The organism is Marmoricola sp. Leaf446 (assembly GCF_001424755.1).
Lineage (GTDB): Bacteria > Actinomycetota > Actinomycetes > Propionibacteriales > Nocardioidaceae > Marmoricola.
Window position 1 is genome coordinate 202,068 of the sequence record NZ_LMRF01000003.1, and the last position, 14,645, is coordinate 216,712.

At 75.4% G+C, this 14,645-nt stretch carries 17 protein-coding genes; 3 read left to right on the plus strand and 14 right to left on the minus strand.

Annotation, left to right across the window (positions count from 1 at the left end):
- Positions 1-114 precede the first annotated feature (114 nt).
- A complete protein-coding gene (locus ASG49_RS11420; protein WP_056541863.1) occupies positions 115-903 on the plus strand; it encodes an enoyl-CoA hydratase-related protein in 789 nt (262 codons plus the stop codon).
- Positions 904-909: 6 nt separating this feature from the next.
- On the opposite strand, the gene ASG49_RS11425 is transcribed toward ASG49_RS11420, so the two are convergent.
- From ASG49_RS11425 to ASG49_RS11440, 4 genes are read right to left on the minus strand one after another with little or no spacing between them, the layout of a single operon-like run.
- A complete protein-coding gene (locus tag ASG49_RS11425; protein WP_156384303.1) occupies positions 910-1,206 on the minus strand; it encodes a DivIVA domain-containing protein in 297 nt (98 codons plus the stop codon).
- Entirely contained in the window at positions 1,203-1,937 is a 735-nt protein-coding gene (locus tag ASG49_RS11430; protein ID WP_056541867.1) for a TIGR00730 family Rossman fold protein, read from the minus strand. The genes ASG49_RS11425 and ASG49_RS11430 overlap by 4 nt, the downstream gene beginning before the upstream one ends.
- A complete protein-coding gene (dapE, locus tag ASG49_RS11435; RefSeq protein WP_056541870.1) occupies positions 1,934-3,022 on the minus strand; it encodes a succinyl-diaminopimelate desuccinylase in 1,089 nt (362 codons plus the stop codon). The genes ASG49_RS11430 and dapE overlap by 4 nt, the downstream gene beginning before the upstream one ends.
- A gap of 60 nt (positions 3,023-3,082) precedes the next feature.
- A complete protein-coding gene (locus ASG49_RS11440) occupies positions 3,083-3,724 on the minus strand; it encodes a LysE family translocator (RefSeq protein WP_056541874.1) in 642 nt (213 codons plus the stop codon).
- Positions 3,725-4,002: 278 nt separating this feature from the next.
- On the opposite strand from ASG49_RS11440, the gene ASG49_RS11445 reads away from it, so the two are divergent.
- Positions 4,003-4,938 (plus strand): hypothetical protein, encoded by a 936-nt coding sequence (locus tag ASG49_RS11445; RefSeq protein WP_156384304.1) that lies wholly within the window; start codon positions 4,003-4,005, stop codon positions 4,936-4,938.
- Between the two features lie 20 nt (positions 4,939-4,958).
- Here ASG49_RS11445 and ASG49_RS11450 read toward each other — a convergent pair whose 3' ends face one another.
- From ASG49_RS11450 to ASG49_RS11490, 9 genes are all read right to left on the minus strand, one after another.
- Entirely contained in the window at positions 4,959-6,200 is a 1,242-nt protein-coding gene (locus ASG49_RS11450; RefSeq protein ID WP_056542042.1) for a hypothetical protein, read from the minus strand.
- A 104-nt stretch (positions 6,201-6,304) separates the two neighbouring features.
- On the minus strand, positions 6,305-7,387 hold the full coding sequence (locus tag ASG49_RS11455; RefSeq protein ID WP_082534057.1) for a S9 family peptidase: 1,083 nt from the start codon (positions 7,385-7,387) through the stop codon (positions 6,305-6,307).
- Between the two features lie 41 nt (positions 7,388-7,428).
- On the minus strand, positions 7,429-7,983 hold the full coding sequence (locus ASG49_RS11460) for a hypothetical protein (protein WP_056541880.1): 555 nt from the start codon (positions 7,981-7,983) through the stop codon (positions 7,429-7,431).
- 172 nt (positions 7,984-8,155) lie between these two features.
- Positions 8,156-8,572, minus strand: coding sequence for a VOC family protein (locus ASG49_RS11465; RefSeq protein ID WP_056541883.1), 417 nt, complete (start codon positions 8,570-8,572; stop codon positions 8,156-8,158).
- Between the two features lie 4 nt (positions 8,573-8,576).
- A complete protein-coding gene (locus ASG49_RS11470) occupies positions 8,577-9,419 on the minus strand; it encodes an AraC family transcriptional regulator (RefSeq protein WP_056541886.1) in 843 nt (280 codons plus the stop codon).
- A 40-nt stretch (positions 9,420-9,459) separates the two neighbouring features.
- The gene (locus ASG49_RS11475) at positions 9,460-10,614 is read right to left on the minus strand and encodes an XdhC/CoxI family protein (RefSeq protein ID WP_056541890.1); all 1,155 of its coding nucleotides are present in this window, start codon (positions 10,612-10,614) and stop codon (positions 9,460-9,462) included.
- The gene (locus ASG49_RS11480; protein ID WP_056541893.1) at positions 10,607-11,767 is read right to left on the minus strand and encodes a VWA domain-containing protein; all 1,161 of its coding nucleotides are present in this window, start codon (positions 11,765-11,767) and stop codon (positions 10,607-10,609) included. Before ASG49_RS11480 ends, ASG49_RS11475 begins: the two co-directional genes overlap by 8 nt.
- Position 11,768: 1 nt before the next feature.
- Positions 11,769-12,662: a MoxR family ATPase gene (locus ASG49_RS11485; RefSeq protein WP_056541896.1), complete on the minus strand. Its 894-nt coding sequence runs from the start codon at positions 12,660-12,662 to the stop codon at positions 11,769-11,771.
- A gap of 9 nt (positions 12,663-12,671) precedes the next feature.
- A complete protein-coding gene (locus ASG49_RS11490; protein ID WP_056541899.1) occupies positions 12,672-13,622 on the minus strand; it encodes an aminoglycoside phosphotransferase family protein in 951 nt (316 codons plus the stop codon).
- 56 nt (positions 13,623-13,678) lie between these two features.
- Between ASG49_RS11490 and ASG49_RS11495 the strand changes: the two genes are divergently transcribed.
- Positions 13,679-14,056, plus strand: a complete 378-nt coding sequence (locus tag ASG49_RS11495; RefSeq protein WP_056541904.1) for a DUF2256 and DUF3253 domain-containing protein — start codon at positions 13,679-13,681, stop codon at positions 14,054-14,056.
- On the opposite strand, the gene ASG49_RS11500 is transcribed toward ASG49_RS11495, so the two are convergent.
- Entirely contained in the window at positions 14,040-14,606 is a 567-nt protein-coding gene (locus ASG49_RS11500) for an NTP transferase domain-containing protein (protein ID WP_082534059.1), read from the minus strand. The two genes, ASG49_RS11495 and ASG49_RS11500, sit on opposite strands and share 17 nt — an antisense overlap.
- Positions 14,607-14,645 lie beyond the last annotated feature (39 nt).

The following is a 14,645-nucleotide window of genomic DNA, read 5'->3' on the forward strand; positions in this document are numbered from 1 at the left end:
GGACCCCATTATTCCCCATCACCGCACCGGGCGGAGCACTCCACCCGTCCGTGGTCCGCGGGATGCGGCAGACTCGGCCGTCCCGACACCGTCGTCGACGACCCCAGGAGCGCCATGTCCGAGCCCGTCCGCTACGAACTCGACCGCGGCGTCGCCACGATCACCCTCGACCGCCCCGAGGCGATGAACGGCCTCGACGTCCCCACCAAGGTGGCGCTGCTGGCGGCGGTGCGCCGCGCCGCCGACGACGCCGAGGTGCGCTGCGTCGTGCTCACCGGCTCGGGCCGGGCGTTCTGCGTCGGGCAGGACCTCAAGGAGCACCAGCGCACCCTCGCCGACGCGAGCGCACCGCCGCTGGACACCGTCGAGCTGCACTACAACCCGATCGTCAGCACGCTGGTCTCGATGCCCAAGCCCGTGGTGGCCGCGGTCAACGGCGTCGCCGCCGGCGCCGGGGTCAGCCTCGCGCTGGCCTGCGACTTCCGGGTGATGGCCGAGCCGGCCGGCCTCAACCTCGCCTTCGCCGGCATCGCGCTGTCCTGCGACACCGGCTCCTCCTGGACGCTGCCGCGGCTGGTGGGCCGGGCCAAGGCGCTGGAGCTGCTCTACTTCCCGCGCACCATCGCCTCCGCCGAGGCGCTCTCGCTGGGCCTGGTCACGACCGTGGTCCCCGCAGAGGACCTCGCCGAGGAGGTCGCCACGCTGGCCCGCCGGCTCGCCGAGGGCCCCACGGTGGCGTACGGCGCGATCCGGCGCTCGGTCGCCCACGCGGCCGGGCACTCCTTCGACGAGGCGCTCGCGGTCGAGGCCGAGATGATGGCGCTGACCGGGCAGACCGAGGACCACCGGGCGGCGGTCTCGGCCTTCGTGGAGAAGCGGAAGCCGGAGTTCGAGGGTCGCTGAGGCGTCTCAGGCCTCGGGAGCGTCCCGGGGCCCGGGCGACCTGGTTCCCTCGGGGGCGTCGCGCCGGTCGAGCTCGTCGGCCAGGCGTGCCAGGAGGGCGTCGACCTCGTCGGCGCGGTAGCCGCGGACCGCGGTGTTGAGCCGGATGCCGCGCAGGTCGTCGCCCCGCAGCGGGCCGTCCGGCAGCGAGACGTCCGGCCGGTCGTCGTACGCCGTGGGCATGGACCCGCCGCCGCGCTCGGCCACCAGCAGCGCCAGGGCGCCGACGAGCAGGACCAGCAGCACGGTCACCACCCAGGTCACGGCCGCGCCACCCCCGCCACCATCAGCGACACGGCCTCCTCGACGTCGTCGGTGAGGTGCAGCAGGTCGAGGTCGGCCTGCGAGACCTTGCCGTCGGCCAGGACGGTGCCGCGCAGCCAGTCGAGCAAGCCCGACCAGTAGTCGACGCCGACCAGGACCACCGGGAACGAGGTGACCTTCTGCGTCTGCACCAGCGTGAGCGCCTCGAACAGCTCGTCGAAGGTGCCCAGCCCGCCCGGGAGCACGACGAAGCCGCTGGCGTACTTGACGAACATCGTCTTGCGGGCGAAGAAGTAGCGGAAGTTGACCCCGACGTCGACGTAGGGGTTCAGGCCGGTCTCGAAGGGCAGCTCGATGCCCAGACCGACCGAGACGCCGCCCGCCTCGGAGGCACCCTTGTTGGCCGCCTCCATCGCGCCGGGACCACCGCCGGTGATCACCGCGAAGCCGGCCTCGACCAGCCGGCGACCGACCTGCTCGCCGACCGCGTAGAACGGGTCCTCGGGTCGGGTGCGGGCCGAGCCGAAGACGCCGATCGCCGGGCCCAGCTCGGCCAGCGCGCCGAAGCCCTCGACGAACTCGCTCTGGATGCGCAGCACCCGCCAGGGGTCGGTGTGCACCCAGTCGCTGGGTCCGTGGGAGTCGAGCAGCCGCTGGTCGGTGGTGGTCAGGTCTACCTGGTCACCGCGCAGCAGGGTGGGTCCGCGACGCTTCTCGCGGCGGCCGCTCACCCGCGCTCCCCGGCGTCGGGACGCAGCCAGGTGCGCAGCGTCTGCTCGCAGGAGCGCAGCTGCGCGAGCGGCACGAACTCCTCCTGCTTGTGCGCCAGCATGGGGTCGCCGGGGCCGTAGTTGACGGCCGGGACACCGAGGGCGGTGAAGCGGGCCACGTCGGTCCAGCCGAACTTGGGGTTGACGGTGCCGCCGACCGCCTCGACGAACGCCCGGGCGGCGGGGAGCCCCAGCCCGGGCAGCGCCCCGGGGGCGGAGTCGACGACCGTGATCTCGTGGCCGTCGAAGAAGTCGCGGACGAACTCCACCGCCTCGGCCTCGGCGCGGTCGGGGGCGTAGCGGAAGTTGACGGTCACCACGCACTCGTCGGGGATCACGTTGGTGGCCACGCCGCCGGAGACCAGCACGGCGTTGAGGCCCTCGTGGTACTCCAGGCCGTCGATCACCGGGCGGCGGGGCTCGTAGGCGCCCAGGCGGGTGAGCACGTCGGCGGCGGCGTGGATCGCGTTGGAGCCGCGCCAGGCGCGCGCGGAGTGGGCCCGCTCCCCCGTCGTGCGGACCTCGACGCGCAGGGTGCCCTGGCAGCCGGCCTCGACGACCGCGTCGCTGGGCTCCATCAGGATCGCGAAGTCGGCCTCGACGAGGTCGGGCCGCTCGCGGGCGATGATGCCGAGGCCGTTGTAGACGTCGTCGATCTCCTCGGCCTCGTAGAAGACGTAGGTCACGTCGCGCACCGGGGTGGCCACGTCGTGGGCGAGCCTGAGCGCGACCGCGACGCCGCCCTTCATGTCGCAGCTGCCGAGGCCGTGCAGGCGCTCGCCGTCCAGGCGCGAGGGCAGGTTGTGGTTGAGCGGCACCGTGTCGAGGTGCCCGGCGACGACGACGCGCTCGCCGAGCCCCTGCGTCGTGCGCGCGACCACGGAGTGGCCGAGGCGGGTCACCTCGAGGTGGTCGAGCCGGCGCAACGCCTCCTCGACGGCGTCGGCGAGACGCTCCTCGTCCTGGCTCACCGACTCGATGTCGACGAGGGCCTGCGTCAGCTCCACGACGTCGGCGGAGAGGTCCAGAAGGGGGTCCGAGGGCATGCCCGCATCCTGTCACCCGGCCGGATGGCGCTCGGGTCACCTCCGGGTGGCGTCCGGGTGCTACTCCGAGGCGAGCATGGTGGCGCCGAGGCCGACCATCATCAGGCCGCCGCCGGCACCGAGGGCGTCCAGCCGGCTCGGCGTACGGGCGAACCAGGCGCGGGCCCGGCCGGCCGCCAGCGCCCACAGGCTGTCCGAGCAGCACGCCATCACCCCGAAGGCCAGGCCCAGCATCGCGACCTGCAGACCGGTGCGGCCCGCCTGCTGGTCGACGAACTGGGGCAGGAAGGCGACGAAGAAGACGATCGTCTTGGGGTTGGTCAGCCCGACCACCACGCCGGTGCCGACCGCCCGGCGCGCACTGCCCGGGGGCGGCACGTCCGGGCCGGCCGCCAGCAGCGCCTCGCGGGCGTCGCGGCGGTGGCGGACCGCCTGCACGCCCAGCCACACGACGTACGCCGCCCCGCCGACCTTGACCACGGTGTAGACGCCTCCGCTCGCCGCCACCAGCGCGCCGAGGCCGACCGCGACGAGCAGCACCTGGCCGACCACCCCGAGCGCGTTGCCGACCACCGACAGCAGCGCGTCGCGCCGCCCGACGGTGAGCGCCCGCCCGATCGTGAACAGCAGGCTCGGGCCGGGCACCTGGATGAAGAGCAGGGAGGCGACGAGGAACGCGATCCACTGGTGGGTCGAGGGCACGCGCCCAGTGTGGGGCTGCCGCACCCGGCCGGTCCAACGGGTTCGTGGGTGGACCGGTCCTGGGTCAGCGGTCGACCTCGGGACACGAGCGTCCTCCGGAGGCAGCTGGGACGACGCTGGTGTCCCGAGGTCGCGCAGCGCTCGTCCACAGGTGACGCCGGGGGCGGTCGACGCGGGGACGCTCGCCGTCCAGGCTGGCGTCCGTGGGTGAGGGGTGGCGGGTGCGGTGCCGCCCGCCGTCCGGACTGGTGCGGCCGGTCCCGGTGGACCCGCTGGGCGTGGCAGGTCCCACCCCGGGGCAGGCGCGCGGTCGTGGCTGGCGGCGCAGCTCCCCCGGTCTCTACGTGCCGGCCGAGGTCCCCCCGCAGGTCGAGCAGCGGGTGCTCGAGGCGTCGTGCCGGCTGCGGGGTGCCGGCGCGGTCACCGGGTGGGCGGCGCTGCGACTGCACGGCTGCGGCTACCTCGACGGGCGGGACACCGACGGTCGTCCGCTGCCCGTGCCACTCGTCGTACCGCCCGAGGTGCACCTGCGGACCTGGCCGGGCACCGTGGTGCACCGGGGGCGCCTGCCCGCCGACGAGGTGGGGGTGCGCTGGGGCGTGCCCTGCACCTCGCCCTCGCGAGCCCTCTTCGACGCGGCCCGCACCGCGCCGTCGGTGCGGGAGGCCGTGGTGGTCGTCGACACCGCCGCGGCCGCCGGCGTCGTCGACCTCGCGTCCTTCGCGACGTGGGCGGCGCAGCGGCAGCGGTGGCCGGGCGGCGCCCAGGTGCGGCAGGCGTGCTCCCTGGCGGTCGAGCGCAGCCTGTCGCCGTACGAGACGCGGCTGCGGCTGGTGTGGGTGCTCGACGCGGGCTACCCGACCCCGCTCTGCAACTGGCCCGTCACCGACGCCGACGGACGACGCCTCGGCCGGCCCGACCTCGTCTGTCCCGGGCTCGGCACCTTCGGGGAGCTCGACGGAGCGGACCACCGGACCGGCCGTCAGCACGCCGTGGACGTGGCCCGGGTGGGAGGCGTTCACCGCCACCGGCCTCGAGGGGTTCGTCGCGGTCGGGCGCGACGTGGGCCGCTCCCACGTGCTGGTGGAGCGGATGCACGCGGCGGTTGCGCGGGCGCGGGCCAGCACTCGGCCGCGTACCTTCGGCCTGCTGCACGACCCGGGGCCGCTGTGAGGCCGACCTCGGGACGCGAGCGTCGCGCGGGCGTCCACTGAGGAGCCCTGGTGTCCCGAGGTCAGCGGCGGGCGGCGGCCAGGCGGCCCTTGAGCAGGGCCTTGGTGGGGTGGTGGTCGTCGCCCATCAGGGCGAGGCAGACCTCGACGACCTCGGTGTCGTACGGCGCGAGCTCGGTGTAGCGGGCCACGGCCTGGGGCTGGGGGTCGGCCAGCAGCGCCTCGCGGACCGCGACGGCGACGTAGTCGGCGAGCTCGACCAGGGCGGGCGACTCGGTGCCGGGCATCAGGTCTCCGCCGTACGCCGCGACGGCCGCGCGCACCTGGCCGCGGCGCAGCAGCCGCAGCACCTCGTCGACGTCGACGCGCACCGGGACCTCGAGCCGGTAGGGCCGGGAGGCGAGCCGACCGCCGAGGGCGCTGCGCAGGTGGGAGACCTCGGCCTTGAGGGTGGAGAAGGTGACCGCCTGGTCGCCGTAGAGCAGGGCGTGGAGGTGCTCGAGCGAGAGCCCGCCGGGGTTGAGGGCCAGCAGGGCGAGGATCTCGGTCTGGCGGCGGTTGAGCAGCAACCGCTGGCCGTCGAGCCGCGCCTCGGCGGCGCCGAGCAGCGACAGGTCGAGGCCGGGCACGGGAGCCGCGCCGGGCTGGCCGGGCAGCCCGCGGGCGCTGGTGGCGGGCATGGCGGTCTCGATCAGCCGGGCCATCACCCGCGCGGTGGCCAGGCCGATGGGGTGGCTGCGGTCCCAGGTGGTGGAGAGGTCGATGACGCCGAGCTGCTCGCCGCTGACCGGGTCGTGCACGGGGGCGGCCCAGCAGACCCAGTTGTGCACCACCTGGGCGTAGTGCTCGGCGCTGAAGACCATCGCCGGCGCGTCGTGGCGACACGCGAGGTCGAGGGCGTTGGTGCCGACGCTGGTGTCGTCCCAGCGGCCGCCGGCCACGAAGTTGACGGACTCCGCCTTGCGGCGCATCACGCGGCCGCCGTAGGTCCACAGGATGCGGGTCTCGGCGTCGGTGACGGCCACGACGAGGTCGCCGTCCTCGCAGGTGCGGCGCAGCTCGGACTCGACGCGCTCGACGGCGAGCTGCAGCGGGGAGTCGTGCCAGAACGAGCGGGTGTCGGTCTCGTCGTCGAGCGGTGCCTCGGTGACGTCGACCTGCACCCGCGGCGCCGACCGCTCCCAGGAGCGCAGGATCTCGGGTCGCACCAGTCCCTCGGCGCGGTCACCGTGCTCGATGAAGGTCGTCCACGCGTGCACGGCCTCGAGGCGGCGCGTCCGGAGCTCGTCGCTGGTGCTCGTCATGGGTCCGTGGGCCTCCGCGGGGTGCCGGGTGATCTGGGCCACACCGTAGCCCCCGACGCCTCGCCGTCACAGGCGTCGTCCGGGGCGGACCGGACCAGCGGCCCTCAGGCGCGGAGCCGCCGCCGCAGGAAGCGCACGGTCCGCTCCATCGACAGCGGCCACTGGGGCACGAAGGCGTGCTGCTCGCCCGCGTAGAGGCGCAGCGTGGAGTCGACGTCGGCGGCGCGCAGCAGCCGGTGGGTGCGCCTCGACCACGGCGGCGGACAGGTGTCGTCGGCCGTGCCGTGGTGGATCAGCACCGGCTCGGTGACCCGGTCGAAGTAGGTGCGCGAGGAGAGCCCGGCGTAGAAGTCGGGCGACTCGCGCCGTGAGCCGAAGCGCTGCGCCAGTCGTTGCGCCGCCTCGGGCCGGTTGGGGATCGTGAACTGGTCGAGGTTCTCGGTGAAGGCCGAGCTGACCGAGGCGTAGACGACGGCCGCCCGCACCGCGCCGGGCTGTGCGACCAGCGCGTTGAGCGTGACGCCGCCGCCCATCGAGCGCCCGAGCATGCCGACCCGGTCGGGGTCGACGGCGGGCAGCCGCTTGAGGGTGGCGACGGCGTGCAGCGTGTCGCGGGTGTAGCCCAGCCGGCTCTCCCGCTCCAGGTCGCCGGCGGGGTCGCTCGCGGCGTGGCCGCGGTAGTCGGTGTGCAGCACCACGAAGCCGGCCCGGGCGAGGTAGTCCTGCTCGCGCGCCAGGCCCTGGCCGGTGACGTAGACCGAGGGCTCGATGTAGCCGTGGTTGAGCACCACGGCCGGGAAGGGGCCTCGGCCGAGCGGGCGGAGCAGGATGCCGGACACGGTCGTGTCCCCCGCCGGGTAGGTGACCTCCCACCGCTCGTAGGCGTCGGTCACGGCCTGCCGCCGCACCCGGGTGACCGGGCCGCCGTCGAACTCCTCGCGCATCAGCTGCGGCAGCGACACCCGGCGCTCGACCGGCGGCAGGGCGTCGGCGGTGGCGCTGGCCGAGGGCGACGCGCCGGGGGTCCCGCCGGGGGTCCCGCTGGGCGACCCGCTGGGCGACCCGCTCCCGGACGGGGTGCGGCTGGGGCTGGGCGAGGCGGCCGGGTCCTCCGCGCCGGCGCAGGCCGACAGCGTCAGGCCGGCGGCGCCGAGCAGTGCCGTACGCCGGGTCACGGACGCGCTCATGGCCCCCATCGTGCCCCGCCCGGGCAAGCCGGCGGGCGCGCTCACGCGACCGGGCCGCGCTGCTCCGCGAGCGCCTCCTGCTCCTGCTGCTCGTCCTGCTGCTCCTCGACCCGCTTGCGGATCCGACCCATCCCGGGGAGCTTGCCGAGCATCTCGTTGAGCTCGCGGGAGACGTCGAGCAGGTCGTGCATGTCGGGGGCCACCGACCCGAGCGTGGCCATGATCGGCAGCACCTCGGTCTCCAGCCGCCGGGTCAGCTCGGGCAGGTGGTCGACCATCGTCACCAGCGCGGCCACCTCGGCCGGCGAGGTGGTGTCGGCGAGCGTCCGCAGCGTCGGCTCGAGCCGGGTCAGCGACGGCTCGAGCCGGTCGAGCAGGCCGCCGAGCCGGCCGACGAGGGGCTCGGCGTCGGCGGCGATCGCGTCGACGCGGCGTACGACGGCAGCGGCGTCCTGCCGCGTGTCCTCGATGCGCACCAGCAGCGCGTCGACCCGGCCGATCAGGGCCTCGGCGGAGTCGAGCAGGCCGAAGACCCGCTCGGGGAGACCGAGCAGGACACGGGGCAGCTCACGGGGGTCGGGCAGGGGCAGTCGCATCCCTCAGTCCTACTCCGTGGACACGGCGGGGCCGGTTGTCCAACGGTGCGGGTCCGGTTTCCCAGGTGATGAACCCGAACAGCCTCTCCGCACACGAAGCACCGTGTGCGAGGACCCGGTGTGGTGTGCGAGGACCCGGTCTCCCTTCATCACCTGGGAAACCGGACGACCGTCAGCCCCCCGCCCGGGGCTCCCCGGGGTAGGTCCCGAAGGACCAGGCGTTCCCCTCGGGGTCCTCCAGCGAGAACTCCCACCCGTCGGGGCCGGCGTAGTCGGGGTTCTCCGGGGCGCGGGTGATCCTCGCCCCGGCGGCGACGGCGCGACCGTGGACGGCGCGGGGGTCGGCCGTGACGACGTAGAAGCCGGCGGCGCCCGGCGGTCGGGACAGGCCGTGGTCCTTCACGCTGCCGAACATCACGCCACCGCCCTCGGGCCAGTCCAGCTGGGCGTGGGCGACCTCGTGCTCGTCGCCGTAGACGGCGGTGGCCTCGAACCCGATCGCGACCAGGAAGTCGATCATCGCCCGCGGGTCACGGGCGTTGAAGGCGGGCCAGACGGTGGGAGGCGGGGTGCTCGCAGGATCGCTCATGGGCTCAGCCTGGCCGGTTGCGGTGGCCGCCGTCTTGGAGGTTTCGGCGCTCCTCGACCAGCCAGGCCGTCGGGGAGCAGCCGGCCATGGCGGTGAACTCCCGGGTCAGGTGGGCCTGGTCGGCGTACCCCGTCCCGAGCGCCAGGCCGGCGAGCCCGCGCTCGCCCGCGGCCAGCCGGGCCACGACGTGGTCGAAGCGGAACGCCCGGGCCAGCGCCTTGGGCGTCACCCCGAGCTCGGCCCGCACGAGGTCGCGGAGGTGCCGCGGGCTCAGGCCGACCTCACGGGCGAGGTAGTCGACGCGGCAGCGGCCGCGGCCGGCCCGCAGCACCTGCCAGGCGCGCACCACCTCGGGACGCACCCGGCGGCCCCGGTCGCTGGCGGCCAGACGCCGGCGCAGCCACTCCTCGGCGACCTGCAGCCGCTGCCCACCCGTCACCGAGGCGACGCGGTCGTGCAGCTCCGCGGCGACCGGGCCCAGCACGTCGACGCCGTCCTGGCCGACGCCGGTCAGCTCGGCCGCGGTGCACCCGAGCAGCCGTCGGGCGGCCAGCGGGTGCAGGGCCAGCTGCACCCCGCTCTGCCGGGTCGGCTGCTCGACGCGGGCGGCGACGGGGTGCAGCCCCGCCAGCAGCACGTCGTACGCCGTGGCGCGCGACGCGTCGGGCGTCCCGGGCTCGGCGACGGTGCCGAAGGTGCGCACCGGGCCGGCCGTGGAGACCACGAAGGTCAGCCAGGGCGAGGGCAGTCCGCGGTGCTCACCGGGCTCGAGCCCCGACGCGTCGTACGCGCACGCCGAGACGACGCCGTCGGGCAGCGCCTCGTGGCCGCGGACGAAGGTCGTCACCCGGTCATGGTGCCCCGCGGGGAGGCCTTCCTGCGAGGGGTCAGCCCACCGGCAGCGACGGGTCGAGGTCGCGCGCGGCGTGGGCGTGGATCCGGCCGTCGGTGGTCGAGAGCCGGTCGCCGCTGCCGCCCCAGCGTCCGGCGATGATCTCGGCGGCGATGCTGACGGCGGTCTCCTCCGGCGTACGGGCGCCGAGGTCGAGGCCGATCGGGCTGTGCAGCCGACCGAGCTCCTCCTCGCTCAGGCCCGCCTCGCGGAGCCGGTCGAGCCGGTCGGTGTGGGTGCGCCGCGACCCCATCGCGCCGACGTAGGCGACCTCGGGGATCCGCAACGCCTTCTCGAGCACGGGCACGTCGAACTTCGGGTCGTGGGTCAGCACGCAGATCACCGTGCGGGGGTCGATACGCTCCGCCTCCAGCTCCTCGGCGAGGAACTTGTGCGGCCACTTCACGATCACCTCGTCGGCCTCGGGGAAGCGCGTCGCCGTCGCGAACACCGGCCGGGCGTCGCAGACGGTGACGCGGTAGCCGAGGAACTTGCCGACCGAGGCCACGGCCGCCGCGAAGTCGATGGCGCCGAAGACCAGCATCCGTGGCGCGGGCGCGAAGGCCCACACGAAGACCCGCATTCCCTCGCCGCGCCGCTCGCCGTCGGGGCCGTAGGTCAGCGTCGCGTTGTGGCCCGAGGCGAGCAGCCCCCGGGCGTCGTCGGACACGGCGTCGGTGGCGCGGTCGCTGCCGAGCCGGCCCCCCACCTCCTCGGGCCGTACGACGAGCCGCCGACCCAGCCACGCGGGGTCGGGGTGCTCGATCACGGTCGCCAGGGCGACCGGGCGGCCGGCGGCGATGTCGGCCGCGACCTCGCCGAGCTCGGGGAAGGTCTGCTGGTCGACCTTCTCGACGTAGACGTCGAGGATGCCGCCACAGGTCAGTCCGACCGAGAACGCGTCCTCGTCGGACACGCCGTAGCGCTGCAGCACCGGCGCCCCGCTGCCCACGACGTCCTGGCCGAGCTCGTAGACCGCGCCCTCGACGCAGCCGCCGGAGACCGACCCGACGGCCTCGCCGCCGGGTCCCACCAGCATGGACGCGCCGGCGGGCCGGGGCGCGGACTGGAAGGTGGCCACCACGGTGCCCACCCCCACGGTCTCCCCCTGCTCCCACCAGCGCAGCAGGTCGTCGAGGACCTCACGCACGGCCGATCACCTCCAGCACCTCGTCGAACGCACGCAGGGAGTGCCCTGCCACGAAGTCGTCGCAGTGCGGCAGCACCGCCTCGATCCCCCGCTGCACCGGCTCGTAGCCGTCCTTGCCGCGGTGGGGGTTGACCCAGACCACCCGGCGGGCCAGTCGCTGCAGCCGCTGCACCTGCTCGCCGAGCTCGACCGCGTCACCGCGCTCCCAGCCGTCGGAGAAGACCACCACGACCGCGCCGCGGGCCATGCCGCGCGCGCCCCACAGGTCGAGGAACGCCTTCATCGTCTCGCCCAGCCGGGTGCCGCCCGACCAGTCGGGCACCTCCTCGCCCGCGCGCACCAGGGCGCGGTCGGGGTCGGCGGTGCGCATCGCGGTGGTGACCCGGGTCAGCCGCGTGCCGAGGGTGAAGACCTCGACGCGGCTGCGGCCGCGACCGGCCTCGGCGGTGCGCGTCACGAGGTGGCACAGCCGCAGGATCGCGTCGGCGTAGGGCCGCATCGACGCGGACACGTCGACGAGCAGCACGACGCGGCGCGGCGTGGTGCCCCGGCGGCGGTGCTCGACGGCAGCCGGCTCGCCCATCCGGCGCAGCGTGGTGCGCAGCGTGCGGTGGACGTCGACCTCGCCCCGCCTCCAGGCCGTGCGCCGCGTGGCGCGCCGCTGCGGCAGCCGCGGCCGCAGCGCGCGGATCATCGCGTCGAGCAGCGCCTTCTCGTCGGGCCGGAGCGTGGCGACGTCGCGCCGGCTGAGCACCTCGACGTCGCTCGCGGCGGACGCGACCGTGTCGGGGGTGTCCTCGCCGCCGCTCTCGCCGCCGTCGCCCAGGGGCAGCGGCGAGCGGATCTCGCGCGGCTTCTCCGAGGGGATGCTGCGCGGCAGCCGCTCCCGCGAGCCGAACCATGCCTCGAAGACGTGCTCGTAGCGCAGCAGGTCGTCGGGGCCGCTGCACAGCGTCGCGCGGCCGGCCCGGAAGACCGCCGCCCCGTCGCCCGCGTCGACCAGGGCCGCCGCCTGGAGGAACACCGCGGCCCGGTCGTGGGTGACGCCCATCCCCGCCGCGCGCAGCGCGCGGGTGAATCCGAGCAGGACCTCGTCGGCCTCGTGCGCGACGGGCGCGGAGACCAGCGGGGGCGGCACGGGCAGGGAGGTCATCTCAGCCGGCCAGCATCCGGTCGAGGGCCTGCTTCACGCGGTCGGTGTCCTCGCGGTACTTCACCACGGTGCCGAGCGTGCGCGAGGCGGTGTCGAGGTCGAGCTCCTCCGCGCCGAGACGCTGCAGCGCACGGGCCCAGTCGAGGGTCTCGGCGACGCCGGGCGCCTTGAGGAGGTGCTCGGTGCGCAGCCCCTGCACGACGGTCGCGACCTGCTCGGCGAGCTGCTCGCTGACCTCGGGCAGCCGGCTGCGCACGATGGCGACCTCGCGGGCCAGGCCCGGGTGGTCGATCCAGTGGTAGAGGCAGCGGCGCTTGAGCGCGTCGTGGAGCTCGCGGGTGCGGTTGGAGGTGAGCACCACCAGCGGCGGGGTGGCGGCCACGACGGTGCCGAGCTCGGGGATGCTCACCGACCAGCTGGAGAGCACCTCGAGCAGGAACGCCTCGAACTCGTCGTCGGCCCGGTCGACCTCGTCGACCAGCAGCACCGCCGGCGCCTGGCGCAGCGCCTGCAGCACCGGCCGGGCGAGCAGGAACCGCTCGTCGAACAGCGACTTCTCGGCCTCGCCGGCGTCGAACGCGCCCTCCCCCGGCGCCCGCGACGCGGCAGCGGCCTCGAGGGTGCGCAGGTGCAGGATCTGGCGCGCGAAGTCCCAGTCGTAGAGCGCCTGCGAGGCGTCGATGCCCTCGTAGCACTGGAGCCGGATCAGCGGCGTGCCCGTCAGCTCGGCCAGCGCCTCGGCCAGGGCCGTCTTGCCGGTGCCGGGCTCGCCCTCGAGCAGCAGCGGTCGCTGCATCGAGGCGCTCAGGAACACGACCGTGGCCAGGTCGTCGTCGGCGAGGTAGCCGGTGCTCGCGAGGGCAGCCGTCACCGCGTCCGGAGAAGTGAGCTCCATGCGGCGAGGCTACGTCCGGCCGGTTGGTCCCGGGTTGGCGAGCAGCAGCCGCGCGCTGCCGAGCAGCCGCTCACCCAGCACGGTGCCCCCGAAGCCGAGCACGTGCAGGCCGGTGGAGACGCGCTCGAGGTAGGCCCAGCGCCAGGTCCGGTCGCGGTCGACGCCCGCCCGCTCGGCGACGCGGTCGCACCAGCCCTCCAGGAGCGGCCGGCCGCCGTCCTCGAGGCGGCGGGTCCACTCCCGCAGCGTCACCCCGAGGTCGTACGCCGGGTCGCAGACGAACCCGTCCGGGTCGACCATCACGTGCCCGGCCGGGGCGCCGTCGCGCGGCTGCTGCGTGCGCAGCGCGTTGGCCGGGTGGGGGTCGCCGTGCGCCACGACGCTCGGGTCCGGGCCGGGGGCGGCCAGCTCCTCGGCGTACGCCAGGGCCTGGCGGAGGACGTCGCGGTCGCAGGGGTGGCCCAGCCGGGCGTCGGTGTCGAGCACGAGCGCGCGCAGCGAGAGGGCCTTGGGCTGGGCCTCCGGCACCGTGCCGAGCGGGAGCCGCCACGCCTCGCGCAGCGTGTCGACCAGCACGTCGAGGGTGCGGGTCGGCTCGCCCGGCGTCTGCTCCAGCGACCGGCCGAGCCGCTCGAGCAGGAGGGCGTCGTGGTGGGCGTCGTGGTCGTGGAGCACGGCGTACCCCCGACCGGCCGCCGCCGCGAGCACCGGCACCTCGCCCGGCGTCACCGCGCTGGGGTCGGGCATCCGCAGCTTGACGACGCGGTCCTCGCCGTCGGCGGTGCGCGCTGCCACGACGTACGACGCGCTGCCGCCGGGCAGGCCGCGACCCCACGACAGCGACCACCGGTCGGCCAGCTCGCCCAGGGCGGCCGGCAGACCGTCGAGCCACGCCCGCCCGACCTCGCCGAGCGACTCCACCCGCTGGCGCGCCAGCGGCTGCAGCCTCACCTCGTGCACGCCGGACAGTCTGCCCGGACCCGCGCGGGTCACCGGCCGCGCGGCAGACTGGGGCGGTGCCTCCCGCCGACAAGACCTGCGCCTCCTGCGGCCGCCGCATCGAGTGGCGCAAGAAGTGGGAGCGCGACTGGGACGACGTGAAGTACTGCTCCACCGCGTGCCGCAAGCACAAGGTCTCGGCCACCGACGAGCGCCTCGAGGCCTCGATCCTCGACCTGCTCGCCGGTCGCAGGGGCGGGTCGACCATCTGCCCGTCGGAGGCCGCCCGCGCCGTGGGCGGCGACGCCGACGACGCCTGGCGCGAGCTGATGGAGCCCGCCCGCCGCGCGGCCCGACGGCTGGTCGCGGCCGGCGAGGTCGAGATCACCCAGGGCGGCAAGGTCGTCGACCCTTCCACCGCCAAGGGCGCGATCCGGATCAGGAAGGCCCGCTAGGCCCCTCGACCAGACCGTCGGGCGTGTCCTGGTCGGTCCCGGTGGCGAGGTCGCCGCACTCCACGAGCGCCACCTCGTGGGTCCCCAGGTAGGCCTTCGCCCCCTGGTCGCCCACCGCCGCCGCGGCGACGCCGGCCCAGTGGTCGCGGCCCAGCAGCACGGGATGGCCCGGCGTCCCGTCGTACGCCGCCCGCGCGAGCAGCGACGGGTCGACCGGCCGCTCCAGCAGCCGGCCCACCACCCGCGCGTCGACGTCGGGCAGGTCGACCAGCGTGACCACGCACCTCCTCGACGCCGAGCCGGCGAGGTGCCGCAGCCCCGCCCGCAGCGAGGCGCCCATGCCGTCGGACCAGTCGTCGGCGACGACCACGTCCACCCCCACGGGCACCAGCGGGCGGGCCGCCTCGGCCTGCGCACCCAGCACGACGACCACCCGGTCGCAGCCGGCCAACGAGGCCACGGCGCGGGGCAGCCAGCCCTCGACCAACGCCTTGGGGCGTCCCATCCGGCGCCCGGCGCCGGCGGCGAGGAGGAGCCCGGTCGTGGTCACGGAGCGATCATGCCCCTAGAACACGTGTTCGAACGACGC